This window comes from Sphingobium sp. MI1205, from assembly GCF_001563285.1.
Lineage (GTDB): Bacteria > Pseudomonadota > Alphaproteobacteria > Sphingomonadales > Sphingomonadaceae > Sphingobium.
In genome coordinates, this window is the sequence record NZ_CP005188.1 from 1316035 (window position 1) to 1332773 (window position 16739).

Consider the following 16739-nt stretch of genomic DNA (forward strand, 5'->3'; position numbering starts at 1 on the left):
TGGCGCTGGCCGAATAGCAGATGCGGCTCACTCCAATAGAAACGGCAGGAACTGCTGTGCAGTGCTTTCTGCCATATAGCCAGTACGATGACGGAAGGGCGAAACAAATTGGGCGCACATGTCCCCCTCCAGATGAACGACCGACAGCAACCAGACAGGGGCTTCGGCACACTGAGTGGCCGCAATTGATGGCGGTCAGGCGGCTCTTGCAAACTTCTGGACCTTGATGTCGCGCTCATGCTCACGGGCTTGGGCCAGTTCATAGGCGGTCTGCATCCGCAACAGCGTATCGGCCTTGAGCCCGAAAGCCTTCTCGAACCGAATAGCCATATCGGCAGAGAGGTTCGCATTACCGTTCAACAAGGTGCTAAGTGCCTGCCTCGAGACGCCAAAATGCTCTGCCAAGGCCGTTACGCTGACCTGTGCCGGCTCAACAATTTCCGTCTTCAGCCAGTCGCCGACGTGGACGGCGAGCGAAGGGTGCATCTTAAGCGCCATGATAATCCTCCAAATCCATATCGACGAGCGCGCCTTCGTCATTCAAGCCAAAGGTCATTCGCCAGTTTCTTGTCACCGTCATCGACCAGCTACCTTTCCGGTCGCCTGTCAGCTCATGCAATCCGAAATTCGGGGGCACCGACAGTTCATCGAAGCTTTCCGCAGCGTCGATGAAAGCAAGCATCTTACGCAACCGTCCTGCATCTCCAACCAAGCCTTTAGCGTTGCCGGTCTCAAAGAAGCGGCGCAGGCCTTTGTGCCTGATGCTCTCAATTTCCATTCTTAGATTATGACTCGTCACGCACAAATGTCAAGTGTCGCGCGACACTTGTCTAAGCTTATCCGGCAACGGGGTTTATTGCGGCCTTGGCCATTCCGGTCATCGGAGACGTAACATGGGACATTCAGACCTAGACCCTGCCATTCATGAGCGGCATCCATGAAATGCCGGTAAAAACGTCGGCCCAAAGCGACCGCTGAAGCCGCGCGATATCTGGGCGATCCGCTTCTATCTCGATGAGCACAGACGTCTGCGCGACCGGGCGCTATTTGACCTAGCTATCGACAGTAAGCTGCGCGGCTGTGATCTGGTGAAGCTCAAGATCGGTGATCTGATGAGCGCTGGGTCATTTCGTGATCGTGCGACGGTCATCCAGCAGAAGACCGGTCGTCCGGTGCAATTCGAGATCATGTCCGAGACACGAACGAGTCTGAGGGCATGGCTTGACCGGCGCGGCGGAACAATCCGTGACTTCGTGTTCCCAAGCCGTATTGATTATCTCGGTCACCTGAGCACACGGCAGTATGCGCGCCTTGTCGATGAGTGGGTCTCAACGATCGGTCTCGACAAACGGGAGTACGGTACGCACTCGATGCGAAGGACGAAGGCTGCACTGATCTATAAGGCAACCGGCAATCTTCGCGCAGTGCAAATCTTGCTGGGTCATACCAATATTGAAAACACCGTCAGATATCTTGGCGTGGACGTCGACGATGCGCTGACACTATCTGAGCGCACCGAAATCTGACACCGGTTCCAGCCCTCACCCCAAAAGGGGGCCGGAATCATCTCATGAATGAGCGGCAGGTATCGACGGACCGAAGTGGGCCAAGGAATGACCGCTTTGTTCGCGGGCAGCCGACGTTAGTAATCACAGCAGCAAGAAAAATCTTGGTCAGCGGGCGGTTGGAAATTGCTAGGGCTGGCTCGACGAGGTATTGTGGCTTTGCACAAGCGTAGCCCGCCAGTGAGCCATGTTTAAGCTTCGAACCCGATTTACGGGAAGGGAGTGGGGCCACTGTATGGGGCCTAATTTCTTGCTGCAGTGCAGCAATTTACTTGATTACAGTCCCTTAGGTGAACCTTGCGATTCCCCTCACCGCATTCTCACCCGACCTGGCGCTTGGCGAGCTTTCTGGCCAGCGTGCGGCGGTGCATGCCCAAGCGGCGCGCTGCCTCTGAAATGTTGAAATCGCTGTCTTTCAGCACCTCGTGGATATGCTCCCATTCCAGCGTCTTGATCGATGTAGGACGTGGGGCGAGAGGGGTTGAGGGGTCGCCTGCGGATCGGGCAAAGGCTGCTTCGATATCGTCTGTGTTGGATGGCTTGGCGAGATAATGGGATGCGCCCAGCTTGATCGCTTCCACTGCGGTCGCGATGCTCGCGAAACCAGTGAGGACAACGATCAGCATTTCGGGGTTGTGGGCATGCAGGGACTGGACGCAAACCAGACCTGATTCCGGGCCGAGCTTAAGATCTACGACGGCATAGCCGGGTTTGTGATTTTCCAGCTGCGACAGGACTGCGGCGTGGCTGCCAGCGGTCAGGACCTTATAATTCCGCCGTTCGAAGGAGCGCTTCAGGGTCTTGGTGAGGGCCTCGTCATCTTCGACCAGAATGAGGACCCGTTCATTTGACATCGGGCTGATCCTCCAATGCGACGGTGCCCAACGGCAGGCGTAGCAGGATCAGGGCGCCACCGTCCGCGCCGTTGCTGGCAGAGACGCTGCCCCCCAGTTTGCGGACGACATTGACGACTAGGAAGAGTCCAAGCCCGCCGCCCTGCTTATCCTTGCTGGTGCGATAGGGTTTGCCGAAATCCGCGAGCATCTGTTTGGAAAAACCGCAGCCATTGTCGCGAACAGCAATATTGAGCGATGTGCTGTCGCGCCCGACGAGCAAGTCGATATAGGTGGTGCCCGCTTCCCGAGCATTGTCGAGCAGATTGCCGATCGCCTGCCGGATGACGGGGTCCGCGATGATAAGTGGGTAGTCGTGGGGGCCGAAATCGCATCGCAATGGCATGCCCGGATTGGTATCGCGCCACGCAGTGGCAATGCCCTCTATGAAGTCACGGACATTGGTGACTTGCGGCGCTTCCCCGCGAGCTTCGCCGGCGGATAGCAAAATGCCGGTCACGATCGCCTTGCAGCGTTGAACAGCGGCTTGCATTTCCTCTACCTCCTCGACCATCGGGGGGTGATCGATGATCTCTGGCATGCGCCGCCAATCGCCAAGTACGACCGCCAGTTGAGAAAGCGGCGTGCCGAGTTCATGGGCAGCGCCCGAAGCGAGAAGGCCCATGCGGACGATATGTTCTTCTTCGGCCGCTTGCTGGCGTAGCTGAGCCAGATAGGCCTCGCGCGCCTGGAGGTTGCCGGTCACGCGGGTCATGAACAGTACGAGCAGAATGGCGATCATGGCCAGACAGATCCATGTCCCGACAATATGCAGGTCGAACAGATGCCCTTCCAATGCGTCGGTGAGGCCGAGGGGCTGGTACGCGAAGGAAAGCAGCGCGGCGCACAGCATCGACATCAGGACGATGCCCCAAATGCTGAGCCGGTCGAGCAACACAGCGCCCAGAGCAACCTGAAGGAGATACAGCGTGATAAAGGGGTTGGTCGCCCCGCCGGACAGATACAGTTGAGCGGTGAGGAGGAGTACGTCGAACAGCAATGCCAGGAAAAGCTCCGCATGGGCGACATCCGTGCGACGGCGTAGCGCGGCGAACGTGATGACGTTCACAATCGCAGCGACCGAAGCTACCAGCAGCATGGCCGCGACCGGAAGGTTGATGCCCATGCCCCAGTGAACGAAGGCTATGGTTGCGACTTGCCCCGCGATCGCGATCCAGCGCAATTGCACCAGCAGCGCCATATTCTTCCGCCCTGCGGCGTCGGCGGGCCATTTGCTGGGTAGCCAGCGGGCGCTGAGGGGCGTTTTCGGCGTCATGCCCGACGCTCTTTCCATTCGTACCGCATGACGATCATGTAAGCGCCAGCGGCCATGGCTGCCAGCGCGAACCATGTGAGAGCGTAGGAAAGATGATTATTGGGGAATGTCAGAACGGTGAGACCGCCCATCGGCAGGGTATTAGCGGGGCCGCTATGCTCGGCATCAATGAAATAGTTGGCGATGGGCGAGCGAAGCGAGCGAGCGGCGGCTATGGCGGCGACGTCGCGTGAATACCAGCGGTCGGCAGCAGGAGCATTGCTGCGCAGGAAGCCGCCGTCCGGCTCCGAGGAGCGCATGAGACCTGTCACCTGCACAATGCCCTTTGGCTTCGAATATCGTGACCGCTCATCTGGCGGCACGAAGCCGCGGTTCACCAGCAGTGTGAAGCCGCGATCGGTGACCAGTGGGGTCAGCACCCAATAGCCCGCACCGCGCACAGTGGAAGCCTGCACCAGCGTGGCGCGGTCATGGAGGAAGTGCCCGGTGACGGTCACGCGGCGGTAGACGTCCTCCTTGCTCCCGGTAGAGGGCGCGGGAACGGGTGCGGCATTGACACGGCTTGCCACCTTTTCAATGAGGTCGCCTTTCCAGGCGAGCCGGTCGATCTGCCACATGCCAAGGGCTACAAGCCCGCCGACGATCAGGGCGGTTATGAGTGACAAAGTGATGAGAAACCCCGCCGAGCGGCGGCGAGGTACATCGCTCGTCACGGCATCTGGCTCATGTCATGCGCGCTCATCCCCTGCATCTGCGGCATCATATTGTGATTGAGATGATACATGACCCAGATGGATCCTGACAGGGTGATGACGACGAGCACGATCGTGAAGATCAGCGCCAACATGGTCCAGCCGCCTTCCGAACGCGTATTCATGTGCAGGAAGTAGATCATGTGAACGACGATCTGCACCACCGCAAAGCCCAAGATGATGAAGGCCGTCAGCTGCGCATCGCCAAGCACGCCGGTCATGACGAGCCAGAAGGGGATGGCCGTCAGGATCACCGACAGCGCAAATCCAATCATGTAGCTGCCGAAGGTGCCGTGGGCATGGCCGTCGCCATGATGGGCGTCATGGTGCCCGTTGGCGTCGTGTTGGTCGTGGGCGCTCATAGCAGCATCCCCATGAGATAGACGAAGGTGAAGACGCCGATCCAGACGACGTCGAGGAAATGCCAGAACATGGACAGGCACATCAGGCGGCGCTGATTTGCTGGGATCAGGCCCTTTTTGGCGATCTGGACCATCAGCGTGACCAGCCAGATGATGCCGAAGGTGACATGCAGGCCGTGGGTGCCGACCAAGGTGAAGAAGGCCGACAGGAAACCGGATCGCATCGGGGTCGCGCCCTCATGGATGAGGTGGGCAAATTCGTACAGTTCGATGGAGAGGAAGGCGAGGCCGAACAGGCCGGTGATCGCCAGCCAGCCCTGCGTTGCTGCTACCCGGTTCTTGTCCATGGCCAGCATGGCAAAGCCATAGGTGATGGAGGAGAAGAGCAGCATCGCAGTATTCAGCGCGACGAGCGGCAGGTCGAACAGATCCCTGGGGCTTGGTCCTGCCGCATAATTGCCGCCCAGCACCGCATAGGTCGCGAACAGGCAGGCGAAGATGAGGCAGTCGCTCATCAGGTAGATCCAGAAGCCCAGCATGGTGCTGGAGCCTTCCGGATGATGCGGCTCGTGCGGCAGGTGGAAGAGCGGCCTGCCGTCTTTGTCGAGGAAGGCGGAATCGACTGTTGGTGCGCTTGCCATGATGGTTCAGCCCTGCATGGCGAGTTGACGCGTGCGCTCGCCCTCGGTGCGCTCGACCACATCCTGCGGGATGTAGAAGTCGCGCTTGTAGTTGAAGGTATGGCCGATCGCGACCGCCAGCATGCCGATGAAGCTGAGCCCCGCCAGCCACCACATGTACCAGATCATGCCGACGGCGAACGCGACGGACAGGCCGGACAGGATGATCCCCGTGCCCGTATTGCTGGGCATGTGGATCGGCTGATAACCTGTGAGCGGGCGCTGGTAGCCGCGCTTCTTCATATCCGCCCAGGCGTCGCCGTCATGGATGACGGGGGTGAAGGCGAAGTTATAGTCCGGCGGAGGCGAACTGGTCGACCATTCCAGCGTGCGACCATCCCAAGGATCCCCGGTCGTGTCGCGCAACTGGTCGCGCTTCATGATGCTGACGCCGAACTGAATGAACATGCACGCGATACCCGCCGCGATCATCATGGCGCCCAGCGCCGCGATCTGAAACCAGATTTGCAACGAAGGATCGTCGAATACGCGCATGCGGCGGGTGACGCCCATCAGGCCGAGAATGTAAAGCGGCATGAAAGCGACCCAGAAGCCCACGACCCACAGCCAGAAGCTGCGGACGCCCCAGGTGCGATCAAGCCTGAACCCGAAAGCCTTTGGCCACCAGTAGTTGATTGCCGCAAACATGCCGAACAGCACGCCCCCGATTATCACATTGTGGAAATGCGCGATCAGGAACAGCGAGTTGTGCAGCACGAAGTCCGCGGGCGGCACGGCGAGCAGCACGCCGGTCATTCCGCCGACCACGAAGGTCAGCATGAATGCTACCGTCCACATCATCGGCAGTTCGAACCGGATGCGTCCCCGGTACATGGTGAAGAGCCAGTTGAAGAGCTTGGCCCCCGTGGGAATGGAAATGACCATCGTCGTGATGCCGAAGAAGCTGTTGACGCTGGCCCCCGATCCCATGGTGAAGAAGTGGTGCAGCCAAACGAGGTAGCTGAGGATCGCGATCACGACCGTGGCATAGACCATAGAGGAATAGCCGAAGAGCCGCTTCGACGAGAAGGTGGAGGTGACCTCGCTGAACACACCGAACAGCGGCAGGATGAGGATGTAGACTTCCGGGTGGCCCCATATCCAGATGAGGTTAACATACATCATGGGATTGCCGCCCATGTCGTTGGTGAAGAAGGCGGTGCCGACATAGCGGTCAAGGCTGAGCAGCGCGAGGACCGCAGTCAGAACCGGGAAGGCGGCGACGATCAGAATGTTGGCGCAAAGCGAGGTCCATACGAAGATGGGCAGCTTCATCATGGACATGCCGGGCGCGCGCATCTTGACGATGGTCGCGATCAGGTTGACCCCCGATAGCAGCGTGCCGATGCCCGCAACCTGCAATCCCCATATATAGTAATCGACGCCGACGCCGGGGCTGTAGGCTATGCCCGAAAGGGGCGGGTAGGCGAGCCAGCCGGTACGCGCAAACTCCCCCACGAACAGTGACATCATGGTGATGACCGCACCCGCAGTGGTCATCCAGAAGCTGAAATTATTGAGGAAGGGAAAGCTGACGTCGCGCGCGCCGATCTGTAGCGGCACCATATAGTTCATGATTCCGGTAATCATCGGCATCGCCACGAAGAAGATCATGATGACGCCGTGCGCCGTGAAGATCTGGTCGTAATGGTGCGCGTTCAGATAGCCTTCCGACCCGTTGAAGGCCCATGCCTGCTGAAGGCGCATCATCAGCGCGTCCGCGAAACCGCGCACGAACATGATGAGGCCCAGGATCATGTACATGATGCCGATGCGCTTATGATCCACGGTGGTGAACCAGTCGCGCCAAAGCACCCCCCACAAGCGATATTTGGTGACAAGGCCAAGGATGGCCACGCCGCCGATCACGACCGCGATGAAGGTGCCCATCACGATCGGTTCGTGAATGGGGATCGCGCTCCAGTCGAGCCGACCGAAGATCAGCTTCCAGATGCCGCTATTTTCTGATGCGGGATGGGGAGACATGGGCAGAGCCTTCAGGCGAAAGAGAGACAGGGTGGAATTTGGCGGGCCTGTGCCGGGCTATATGCCATGGCCATGATGTCCTGCGTGATCGGCGTCCTTTTGGCCGGGCGCTTCATTGCCTTGCGCAGCGGGTGTTTTTTCTGCTGCCGGGGTCATGCCTGCAGGCTGAGCGATCTCGCCTTTCTTGCCTGGCTCGACAGGGTGGTATCCGCCGACGTCGATCGTGCCGTCATGACGCAGGCCTTGTGTATCGCGTGCCGACTCCTTGCCTGCGCCACCCATTATGTCAGTCATCATGACCTCATCCATGCAGCGCTTGCCCGTCTGGGCGCACATGTTGAGCGCAGCGTGGAACAGCTTCGGTTCAACGCCGGCAAAGTACATCGGCGGCACTTTTTCGCTCGGCTGCTCCAGCTTTACATAAGTGGCGCGATCCAGCTTGGCGCCGCTTGCCTTGACCTTGGCGACCCAATTTTCAAAGCCCGCCTGGTCCATTGCCTTGAACCTGAAGCGCATGTTGGAAAAGCCTGCGCCCGAATAGTTCGCGGAGAAGCCTTCGAAATTACCCGGTTTGTTGGCGACGGCGTGCAGCACCGTCTGCATGCCGGGCATTGCATAGATCTGCCCTGCGAGTGCGGGGACGAAGAAGCTGTTCATCAGGGTGGATGAGGTGATCTTGAATTCGATCGGCTGGTCGATCGGGGCGGCCAGTTCGTTGACGGTCGCGATCCCCAGTTCCGGGTAGATGAACAGCCATTTCCAGTCGAGGGCGACGACTTCGACCTGCAGCCGCTTTGCCGATGGTTCGACCTTGCGGTCGGCATCCAGGCGCTCGATCGGGCGGTAGGGATCGAGCAGGTGCGTGCTGGTCCAGGTGATTGCACCCAGCGCGATGATGATCAGCAGCGGGGCCGACCAGATCAGCAGTTCAAGGCTGGTCGAGTGATCCCAATCGGGATCATAGTCCTTCGCCTGCGCCTTTTCCCGGTAGCGCCATGCGAACCATATCGTCATGGCCATCACCGGCAGGATGATGAGCAGCATCAGCAGCGTGGAAATCACGATCAGGTCGCGTTGCTGCATTGCGACATCGCCGGAGGGCGACATGACCACCCAGTCGCACGCCCCCAGCGGAAGCAGCAAAAAGGGCGCGAATCGGCGCAAAAATGCAGCTGGTACGGGAGCGAGGCGTGCGGTCATGAAGCCCGCATAGGAGGGGTGCTTCGGGATCGACATTGGACGTTTTGTCCTATCCCCTCGCGGGTGCGAAATAGGGCAATGGCCTGTCGATCACCGGGATGATTCGCTATGCTGCGACGAATGTTGGCATGGATCGTTCCCGCAGCATGAAGGCTTGCTATCCCCGATGAACGCCGCGACCACCACTCCATCGTCCACATCACTGGAGCGCGACGCGCGTCTCGTAACCGCGCGGGATCACAAGGTTGCCCCCGGAGAGATCGCAATTGGCGTCATCATCGGGCGAACATCGGAATTTTTCGATTTTTTCGTTTACGCGATCGCGTCCTGCATCGTCTTTCCGGCGCATGTCTTTCCCAATCTCTCCCCGCTGGCTGGCACGCTCTGGTCCTTCGCTATCTTTGCGCTGGCCTTCATCACGCGGCCGATTGGTTCTTTCATCTTCATGGCGGTGGATCGTGCCCATGGGAGGGGGGTGAAATTGACTATCGCGCTGTTTCTGCTGGGTGGATCAACCGCCTTTATCGCCTTCCTGCCTGGATATGAGACCATCGGCATCTGGTCTGCCGTTCTGTTGGCCGTGTTTCGGGCGGGGCAGGGGATCGCGCTGGGTGGGACCTGGGACGGCCTCGCGTCACTGTTGTCGCTCAATGCGCCGCAGAACAAGCGCGGCTGGTATGCGATGATGCCGCAGCTTGGGGCGCCAATGGCGTTGGTGGTGGCGAGCGGCCTGTTCGCTTTCTTCCTGTCAGTGCTCTCTCGGGCGGATTTCCTTGATTGGGGGTGGCGCTATCCCTTCTTCGTGGCGTTCGCGATCAACGTCGTGGCGCTGTTCGCACGGTTGCGGATTGTGGTGACGCATGAGTTCGAACGGTTGTTTGAAGCTCGTGAGTTGCAGCCTTCGCCCGTGCTGGAAACGGTGCGGAGCGAAGGGCGTAACATCGTCATCGGTGCATTCGCCCCGTTGGCCAGCTTCGCGCTGTTTCACATGGTGTCCGTGTTTCCGCTGTCGTGGATCGCGCTTTACACGAAGCAGCCGCTGGAGCGGTTCCTGGTGATCGAGGCGATTGGGGCCAGCGTTGGCATTCTGGCGATCGTGGTTTCGGGGTTCGTTGCAGACATGGTCGGGCGGCGCAAGCTGCTGGCCTGGTCGGCGCTTGGCATCGGTATATTCAGCATCGCGGCGCCTCTGCTTCTGAATGGTGGCGAATTGGCCGAGATTGCGTTCATGATTCTTGGCTTCATGCTTCTGGGGCTAAGCTTTGGGCAGTCGTCGGGCGTGGTGGCGTCCAACTTCTCGACCGCGACCCGCTATACGGGGTCGGCCTTGACGTCCGATCTGGCCTGGCTGGTGGGTGCGGGCTTCGCACCGTTAGTGGCGCTGGCGCTGTCAGTGACCTTTGGTCTGGCGGCGTCCGGCGTATATTTGCTTTCGGGTGCGATCGTCACCGGCCTTGCGCTGTTCATCAACAAGGAACTGGCGGGCAAGGATCGCTAAATCGCCTGCCGCATCCGTGCGAGCGCCTTTCGATCGAACAAGCCAGTGGGGCCGGGACGAGGGGCAAAGCGAGGAAGCCATGAGGGATAGAGGACGCGAAGTTCATGGGGCAGACCGCCCGGCCCGTCCCGCCCCATGATGTCAGACACGATCCGGTTCTGGAAGAAGCGAACCGAATAGTTGATCATGCGGCAATATTGCATCTTCCACGTCAGCGGGCTGGCGAGCCGGACCGGCTCACAGAAGAAACCCGCATCCTCGCAGGTGGCAATGCGTTTGCGCTCCCATGCAGCATCAGTCGACAGATCGGTATGTGCCCAGGCCGCGACAAGCCCATCATCGCCGATCAGGTCTTCGGGAAGCCGCAATCCGCGCGCCCGAACACGGTTCACGAAGTCGCCTGACAGCGCATATAGATCGCCAAACAGGCCGCCTTCCTCGCGCAGCATGTCGCGGTATCGGGATGCCAGGCGACCATTGAGAGGCATGGCTGAAGCTGCATTTACGCCTTTTCTCTCAAGGGTCCGTACCAGGCTGTCGATCGAACCCGGCGCGATTTCCGCGTCGCCATCAAGGAAGATGACAGCCTGATCGTTCCCGATCAGCAGATCGTGGACGAAGTGGTTCCAGGTCCGCGATTTGCCGCCTGCAGCGATGTCGTGGACCAGCACATTGGATCTTCCATCCGCAGCGCTGCGCGCTTGGGCGGCGGTAGCGTCAGTCGATCCGTTCACCAGCACATGATAGATTGTGTCTGGGCGATCCAGGGGCAGCGAGGAAAGGCAGACGCCAATTCGCCGCTCTTCCTGATATGCGAAGATGCCGACGGCAGTCCCCATGGCTTTAACGGAAATCCCAGCCCTGCTGCCCATGATCGATCTGATCAAGGCCGCTTGCAGCCTGCTGTGCACTGATACGCATCGGGAGCATGACGGAGAGCAGAAGTGCTGCGATAGCTGTCCCTGCCATCGACCACAGCGCGACGATAGCAACGCCCGAAAGCTGGCTCAGCATGGCAGCGGAAATGCTGATGTCCCCTTCATACCCTACGCCGCCAAGAAGCGGCTGGACGAACAGCGGCAGCAGAAGCGTACCGATCAGGCCACCGACGCCGTGAAGCAGGAAGACGTCCGCCGGGTCATCGATGCGGTTTGCAAGCATGGCCTTACCCGCCCGGCACAGAAGGGCGGAGATCGCGCCGATCAGCATTGCGCCACCTGTGCCAATGAGCGGGGCCGAAGCAGATATGGCGACAAGGCCCGCAAGAGCGCCGGCAAATGCACCTCTGGGGCTCACGCGCCCCGTGGCGACGCGATCGATGAGCATCCAGGTTAGTGCCCCGGTGCAGGCGGCAAAATGCATGTTGAGGATGGCGGTGGCGGCGGAGTCGGTCGCGCCCAGCGCCCATCCACCAACCACGCCCGCCCAGCCGATCCAGACCAGCGCGCCACCCGCAAGGCTGAGCAGCGGTGCATGACTGACGGTGCCCGGCGTCCGGCGCCTGCCGAGGATCACCGATAAGGCAAGCGCGGAAAACCCCGCGCTTGTGTGAACGACGAGGCTGCCCGCGAAGTCCATGACGCCGAGGTCTGCGAGCCAACCCCCACCCCAGACGGCATGTACCACCGGGGCGTAGACGATGAGCAGCCATAGCGGCGCAAGCCCTGCAATCCATCCGAACCTCGCGCGCTCGGCCACAGCGCCAGGAAGGAGGCAGGCGGCCAGTAGCGCAAGAGCCATCTGGAACAGGGCGAAGGCGGATTCAGGAACGGTCAGCCCTTCACGCAGCGAACTTAGATTGGCGAGGAACAGGTTGGCGCCGCCACCCAGCCAAGTGGTTCCGGGTGCGTAGGACAAGCTGTATCCAGCGATCGCCCATGCCAGCGATGCCCCCGCAGCAACGGCAATGCCCTGCAAGGCTGTGGAAAGGGCGCTGCGCACATTGACCAGCCCCGCATGGCGCAGCAGCAGGCCCGGTAGAGCGGCAAACAGGATCAGCAGTGCACATATGATCATCCAGCCGGTGTCGCCGCTGTCCGCGACGGGAACCTGCGCGTTCGCGGTTTGAGGCGCGGCCAAAAAAAGGAAGAGCAGGAGGCAACGGGCGAACATGAGGCAATCCGGCTGTTTCAGATTGCCTTGATGCTAGCGGGCGCGCGGTAAAGACTTTGATAAGGAAGGCGGGGAGAACCAGGATGCACGCGAACAGATTGCGCGACTAATAGTTTTCACCGCCACAGGATATGCGGCCGGTGCCGCGATTATCGACCTGACAGGCGGCTTTGCCCATTATCGTCACGTCGCCGGAGCCGGAGGCCGATATTTCAGCTGTCACCTCTGCCGTTACCATGACATTTCCCGGGCCGTCATTGCTGACCGTCGCCTGCCGAACACGCAGGCTCTCGGCCTCGACCGCTCCCGGGCCGTTTAACCGCAGCGATGCCGTCGCCGCCCTGCCTGCCAGCGTAGCCCGGCCTGCACCCGCAAGGCCAAGGTTCAGTTGATCGACATCGACCGCAGCGACACTGACGTCGCCGTTGCCGCCCAGTATGATGTCCCCGCGCAACCCCTTCATCCGATTGACGGACACGGAGCCGCCGCCCGTCAGCACCAGCCTTGCCAGCGAGCCGGTGGACAGTCGCAACGTGGCGCGACCGCCTGTCTTTTCACCCGGTTGGGGGCGGCCCAAGCGAACGGTCAGTAGGCGTCCAGACACCTCCACCTTGAGACGGTCGAGCAGTGACTGATCGCCCTCTGCACGCGCGGAGGGGCCTGCGCCCGTGGTGATGATCACTTCGACCGGAGCATCGACGCGGATCGCATCGAAGCTGGTGATAGTATAGCCATGCGTTGCCGCTGCCGCAGGAGCCGAGGACGCGAGTGCAAAGGGAGCAAGCGACCATAGGCATATCCTTTGTTCGCCCGTCATGACCCGGCCTTTCTTGAAAACTTTCCCTGTCAGGGTGATAGCGTGGCCTGCGCAGGCGGCAAGTGCCGATGACGGCTCGTTTCTGCTTACCGGCCGGGTGGCAGGCAAGGCGGGCGAATATCTGTCATTCGCCCTTTGATGACGCGAGCCAGCCTTGCGCCCTGATTATCAGGCTGAGAAGCCGTCAGCCTGATAATCAGAAGTCGTCAAGATAGGAGAGAGGTATTCAGGCGAGGCCCACTTCCTTGAGCGGCACGGAGGCGTCGGCGAGCTGTGCCTGGTCGAGTAGCGCGCCCGAGACCACATGGGCGCGGCCCTGCACATAATCCTTGACCGCATTGACGCAATCAAGGGCGATCAGCTTGCCCGCCTTCATATAAAGGACCGAGAAGCTGCGCGTTGCGGGATCGCCGCGCAAAATGGTGTGGTCATGGCCTATCGACAGCCCGACCGTCTGCAGCTTCAGATCATATTGGTTCGACCAGAACCACGGCACGGCGTCATATGCTTCTTCCTTGCCCAGGATATGCTGCACCGCCGTTTTCGCCTGATCATTGGCGTTCTGGACCGATTCGAGCCGGATCTGTGCGCCGCGGGCGAAGCGATTGGCATGAGACGCGCAATCACCGACAGCATAGATGTCGGGCAGGCTGGTGCGGCAATATTCATCGACATCGACGCCATTGCCACCTGCGGCGCCCGCCGCGATCAGCGGACCGGTTTCGGGGATGATGCCGATGCCGACGATAACCATGTCGGTTTCGATCCGCTCACCATCCTGCATCAACACGGCGGTAGCCTTGCCGTCTGTCACCTCGATGCAGTCCATCTTCGCGCCAGTACGCAGATCAACCCCATGCGCGCGGTGCTCGGCCTCGTAGAAGCGGGACAGTTCTTCCCCCGCGACGCGTGCGAGAACGCGGTCCAGCGCCTCAAGCAGCACGACCTTCTTGCCAAACTTGCTGAGGACAGCCGCTGCTTCCAGTCCAATATAGCCGCCGCCGATCACCGTGACATGGTTGATCCGGTCAAGCTTCGCCATCATCGCATCGACATCGTCGCGGCGGCGCACGGCGTGGACATTTTCAGCGTCGGCACCATTGCAGGTCAGCATCCGGGGGCTGCCGCCGGTGCACCAGATGAGTTTGTCATAGCCAATTTGTTCGCCGCCGGCGGTGACGGTCTTGGCCACAGGATCGATGGCCTTGACCCGACGGCCGAGCAGCATGTCGATTTTTCGGTCGTCCCAAAAGCTGGCTGGTCGGATCAGGATGCGTTCGAAGCTCTTTTCGCCCGCAAAATACTCCTTGGACAACGGCGGCCGCTCATAAGGTGGGTCTTTTTCATCGCCGATCATGGCGACCGAACCTTCAAAGCCCAATTGACGAAGCGCAATGGCTGCCTGCGCGCCGGCGTGCCCCGCGCCAACGATCAAAACGTCATAATGGCTCATCGGCCAGCAATCCCCTCAATCCATGTTGCTGCCGTCATTGGCGCGCTTTCCAGGGGCTGACAAGGGGCAGGGCGGAGATTCGCCCTAAAGGCCAGCGATATTAATTTCATGGGTCGCGCCTTCGCCCCATGGCGTCACCGCCTAAGTCTGTGGCATAGGCATTGCGCGGACTGGGGACTTTCTGCCTGATGGCTGGCAATGACGTAAGTACGAGTACTGACGCCCGTGGTGAGCATGGCTCGTTACCTTCGCTGGCGTTTGGCGCCTTGGGGGTGGTGTTCGGCGACATCGGCACGTCCCCGCTTTATGCACTGAAGGAAAGTTTCGTCGGCCATCATCCATTGGCTGTCGATCCCGTTCACATCTATGGTGTTCTATCGTTGATCTTCTGGACCATGATGCTGGTCGTGACGGTCAAATATGTGTTCATCGTCATGCGCGCAGACAATAGCGGCGAAGGCGGCAGCATGGCCCTGCTGGCGCTGATCGGACGCCGGATGGGAGAGACGCGCTGGACGCCAGCCGTTGCGGTGCTGGGCGTGCTGGCTACGGCGCTGTTCTATGGCGATGCCATTATCACGCCCGCAATCTCGGTGCTGTCGGCGGTAGAGGGGTTGACGGTCGTGCAGGCGGGGTTGACTCCTCTGGTCCTGCCCGTCGCGATCGTGATCCTGATCGCGCTCTTCGTGATCCAGAGCTTCGGCACGGCAAGGGTCGGCGCGTTGTTCGGCCCCGTTATGGCGGTTTATTTCCTGGTGCTCGCGATATTGGGCATAGCCAATATTATCCGGCATCCAGAGATCATCCTGATCATCAACCCATGGTGGGCGCTGCATTTCTTCCAGATCGATCCCAAGCTTGCCTTCCTGGCGCTTGGATCGGTGGTGCTTGCGGTGACGGGGGCAGAGGCGCTTTACGCCGACATGGGGCATTTCGGGCGTAGGGCGATCAGCATCGCCTGGCTATATGCGGCGCTACCCTGCCTGATGCTGAATTATCTAGGGCAAGGCGCGCTGTTGCTGGATCAACCGGAGGCTGCCCAGAACCCCTTCTTCCTCTTGGCCCCGGAATGGGCGCGGTTGCCGTTGGTGATTCTGGCGACGCTGGCGACGGTGATCGCCAGTCAGGCGGTCATTTCGGGTGCCTTTTCCGTGACGCGCCAAGCTGTGCAGCTGGGATTCCTGCCGCGCTTGCGCATCCTGCACACAAGTGCGTCGGCCGCTGGGCAAGTCTATATGCCTCTGATCAACTGGACATTGTTGGTTCTCGTCATCCTGCTCGTTCTGGGCTTTGGCAGTTCCAGCAACCTGGCAGCTGCCTACGGTATCGCGGTCACCGGCACGATGCTGATTACGACCTGTATGATGGGCGTACTGACCTTTAGCGTATGGCGCTGGAACCCGTTTCTGGCGGGTGCTGTAACCGGCCTGTTCCTTGTAATCGATGGCGCCTATTTCCTGTCGAACGCCACCAAGATTCCCGATGGCGGTTGGTTCCCGCTGTTGGTGGCGGCGGTATGCTTCCTGATCCTGACAACCTGGGCGACGGGACGGCGGATCATGCGCAACTATCTGCGCGACGACGCGATGGATCTGGAGCTGTTCATCAAATCGGCAGGCGCTTCGCTGAAACGGGTGCCGGGGACGGCCATTTTTCTGTCATCGACGACGGAGGGCGTCCCTCCTGCCTTGCTCCACAATGTGAAGCACAACCGCATCCTGCACGAACGCAATATCATTCTGACGGTGCGGACAGAAGACGTACCGCATCTGCCTTTTGAAGGGCGCACGAGCGCGGAAGCTTATGGGGTAGGCTTTTATCGCCTGATTCTGCGTCATGGTTTCATGGAGAGTGTCGATGTCCCGGCAGCCATGAAAGCAGTCCATGATTGTGGCGGACCGATTAGTGTTGCCGACACCAGCTATTTTCTTAGCCGTGAGACGCTCGTTCCGTCTTCGCGGCCCGGGATGGCGATCTGGCGCGAGCGGCTCTTTGCCTGGATGGTGCGAAACGCAGAAAGCCCAATGGCCTTCTTCAAGCTGCCGACTAACCGGGTGGTCGAGCTGGGCTCGCAACTGGAAATCTGAAACCTGCGTAACGCTGGAATCCGCGCATAGATGGGGCAGTTTTCGAGTTTTCCATTAT

15 protein-coding genes and 1 pseudogene are annotated in these 16739 nt (G+C 60.1%); 3 read left to right on the forward strand and 13 right to left on the reverse strand.

Annotated features, from left to right (window positions below; translation table 11 throughout):
* Positions 1 to 195: 195 nt before the first annotated feature.
* Both K663_RS06315 and K663_RS06320 read right to left on the reverse strand, forming a co-directional pair.
* Positions 196 to 498 (reverse strand): HigA family addiction module antitoxin, encoded by a 303-nt coding sequence (locus K663_RS06315; RefSeq protein WP_062115503.1) that lies wholly within the window; start codon positions 496 to 498, stop codon positions 196 to 198.
* Positions 488 to 778 carry a type II toxin-antitoxin system RelE/ParE family toxin gene (locus K663_RS06320; protein ID WP_062115506.1) on the reverse strand — a complete coding sequence of 97 codons (291 nt, stop codon included), beginning with the start codon at positions 776 to 778 and terminating at the stop codon, positions 488 to 490. Before K663_RS06320 ends, K663_RS06315 begins: the two co-directional genes overlap by 11 nt.
* Before the next feature lie 115 nt (positions 779 to 893).
* Here K663_RS06320 and K663_RS06325 point away from each other — a divergent pair.
* Positions 894 to 1526: pseudogene (locus K663_RS06325) on the forward strand (tyrosine-type recombinase/integrase).
* Between the two features lie 359 nt (positions 1527 to 1885).
* Here K663_RS06325 and K663_RS06330 read toward each other — a convergent pair.
* Genes K663_RS06330 through cyoA form a run of 7 tightly spaced genes read right to left on the reverse strand, consistent with a single transcriptional unit; the run spans position 1886 to position 8714 of the window.
* Positions 1886 to 2419 (reverse strand): response regulator transcription factor, encoded by a 534-nt coding sequence (locus K663_RS06330; RefSeq protein WP_062115509.1) that lies wholly within the window; start codon positions 2417 to 2419, stop codon positions 1886 to 1888.
* Positions 2409 to 3734, reverse strand: a complete 1326-nt coding sequence (locus K663_RS06335) for an ATP-binding protein (protein WP_062115512.1) — start codon at positions 3732 to 3734, stop codon at positions 2409 to 2411. The genes K663_RS06330 and K663_RS06335 overlap by 11 nt, the downstream gene beginning before the upstream one ends.
* Positions 3731 to 4447 carry an SURF1 family protein gene (locus K663_RS06340; protein WP_062115515.1) on the reverse strand — a complete coding sequence of 239 codons (717 nt, stop codon included), beginning with the start codon at positions 4445 to 4447 and terminating at the stop codon, positions 3731 to 3733. Before K663_RS06340 ends, K663_RS06335 begins: the two co-directional genes overlap by 4 nt.
* On the reverse strand, positions 4444 to 4848 hold the full coding sequence (gene cyoD / locus K663_RS06345; RefSeq protein ID WP_062115519.1) for a cytochrome o ubiquinol oxidase subunit IV: 405 nt from the start codon (positions 4846 to 4848) through the stop codon (positions 4444 to 4446). The genes K663_RS06340 and cyoD overlap by 4 nt, the downstream gene beginning before the upstream one ends.
* Positions 4845 to 5489: a cytochrome o ubiquinol oxidase subunit III gene (cyoC, locus tag K663_RS06350; protein ID WP_062115522.1), complete on the reverse strand. Its 645-nt coding sequence runs from the start codon at positions 5487 to 5489 to the stop codon at positions 4845 to 4847. The genes cyoD and cyoC overlap by 4 nt, the downstream gene beginning before the upstream one ends.
* Positions 5490 to 5495: 6 nt before the next feature.
* On the reverse strand, positions 5496 to 7514 hold the full coding sequence (gene cyoB, locus K663_RS06355; protein WP_062115525.1) for a cytochrome o ubiquinol oxidase subunit I: 2019 nt from the start codon (positions 7512 to 7514) through the stop codon (positions 5496 to 5498).
* A 57-nt stretch (positions 7515 to 7571) separates the two neighbouring features.
* Positions 7572 to 8714: a ubiquinol oxidase subunit II gene (gene cyoA / locus K663_RS06360; protein ID WP_062120462.1), complete on the reverse strand. Its 1143-nt coding sequence runs from the start codon at positions 8712 to 8714 to the stop codon at positions 7572 to 7574.
* A 166-nt stretch (positions 8715 to 8880) separates the two neighbouring features.
* Between cyoA and K663_RS06365 the strand changes: the two genes are divergently transcribed.
* On the forward strand, positions 8881 to 10212 hold the full coding sequence (locus K663_RS06365; protein ID WP_062115528.1) for an MFS transporter: 1332 nt from the start codon (positions 8881 to 8883) through the stop codon (positions 10210 to 10212).
* On the opposite strand, the gene K663_RS06370 is transcribed toward K663_RS06365, so the two are convergent.
* The 4 genes from K663_RS06370 to K663_RS06385 all read right to left on the reverse strand — a co-directional run bounded on the left by K663_RS06370 (position 10209) and on the right by K663_RS06385 (position 14594).
* Positions 10209 to 11051 (reverse strand): glycosyltransferase, encoded by an 843-nt coding sequence (locus K663_RS06370; RefSeq protein WP_062115531.1) that lies wholly within the window; start codon positions 11049 to 11051, stop codon positions 10209 to 10211. The two genes, K663_RS06365 and K663_RS06370, sit on opposite strands and share 4 nt — an antisense overlap.
* 4 nt (positions 11052 to 11055) lie before the next feature.
* A complete protein-coding gene (locus tag K663_RS06375) occupies positions 11056 to 12324 on the reverse strand; it encodes an ammonium transporter (protein WP_062115535.1) in 1269 nt (422 codons plus the stop codon).
* Between the two features lie 106 nt (positions 12325 to 12430).
* The gene (locus K663_RS06380) at positions 12431 to 13141 is read right to left on the reverse strand and encodes a head GIN domain-containing protein (protein ID WP_062115539.1); all 711 of its coding nucleotides are present in this window, start codon (positions 13139 to 13141) and stop codon (positions 12431 to 12433) included.
* Between the two features lie 226 nt (positions 13142 to 13367).
* Positions 13368 to 14594, reverse strand: a complete 1227-nt coding sequence (locus tag K663_RS06385; RefSeq protein WP_062115541.1) for an NAD(P)/FAD-dependent oxidoreductase — start codon at positions 14592 to 14594, stop codon at positions 13368 to 13370.
* Between the two features lie 188 nt (positions 14595 to 14782).
* Between K663_RS06385 and K663_RS06390 the strand changes: the two genes are divergently transcribed.
* The gene (locus K663_RS06390; RefSeq protein ID WP_062115544.1) at positions 14783 to 16681 is read left to right on the forward strand and encodes a potassium transporter Kup; all 1899 of its coding nucleotides are present in this window, start codon (positions 14783 to 14785) and stop codon (positions 16679 to 16681) included.
* Positions 16682 to 16739: the final 58 nt, after the last annotated feature.

Bases quoted from the DNA above. Each gene is read 5' to 3' on its own strand.
- cyoC (WP_062115522.1), bottom strand. From the start codon at position 5,489: ATGGCAAGCGCACCAACAGTCGATTCCGCCTTCCTCGACAAAGACGGC.
- cyoA (WP_062120462.1), bottom strand. From the start codon at position 8,714: ATGACCGCACGCCTCGCTCCCGTACCAGCTGCATTTTTGCGCCGATTC.
- K663_RS06380 (WP_062115539.1), bottom strand. From the start codon at position 13,141: ATGACGGGCGAACAAAGGATATGCCTATGGTCGCTTGCTCCCTTTGCA.
- K663_RS06390 (WP_062115544.1), top strand. From the start codon at position 14,783: ATGGCTGGCAATGACGTAAGTACGAGTACTGACGCCCGTGGTGAGCAT.
- K663_RS06315 (WP_062115503.1), bottom strand. From the start codon at position 498: ATGGCGCTTAAGATGCACCCTTCGCTCGCCGTCCACGTCGGCGACTGG.
- K663_RS06320 (WP_062115506.1), bottom strand. From the start codon at position 778: ATGGAAATTGAGAGCATCAGGCACAAAGGCCTGCGCCGCTTCTTTGAG.
- K663_RS06375 (WP_062115535.1), bottom strand. From the start codon at position 12,324: ATGTTCGCCCGTTGCCTCCTGCTCTTCCTTTTTTTGGCCGCGCCTCAA.
- K663_RS06330 (WP_062115509.1), bottom strand. From the start codon at position 2,419: ATGTCAAATGAACGGGTCCTCATTCTGGTCGAAGATGACGAGGCCCTC.
- K663_RS06335 (WP_062115512.1), bottom strand. From the start codon at position 3,734: ATGACGCCGAAAACGCCCCTCAGCGCCCGCTGGCTACCCAGCAAATGG.
- cyoD (WP_062115519.1), bottom strand. From the start codon at position 4,848: ATGAGCGCCCACGACCAACACGACGCCAACGGGCACCATGACGCCCAT.
- K663_RS06370 (WP_062115531.1), bottom strand. From the start codon at position 11,051: ATGGGGACTGCCGTCGGCATCTTCGCATATCAGGAAGAGCGGCGAATT.
- cyoB (WP_062115525.1), bottom strand. From the start codon at position 7,514: ATGTCTCCCCATCCCGCATCAGAAAATAGCGGCATCTGGAAGCTGATC.
- K663_RS06365 (WP_062115528.1), top strand. From the start codon at position 8,881: ATGAACGCCGCGACCACCACTCCATCGTCCACATCACTGGAGCGCGAC.
- K663_RS06385 (WP_062115541.1), bottom strand. From the start codon at position 14,594: ATGAGCCATTATGACGTTTTGATCGTTGGCGCGGGGCACGCCGGCGCG.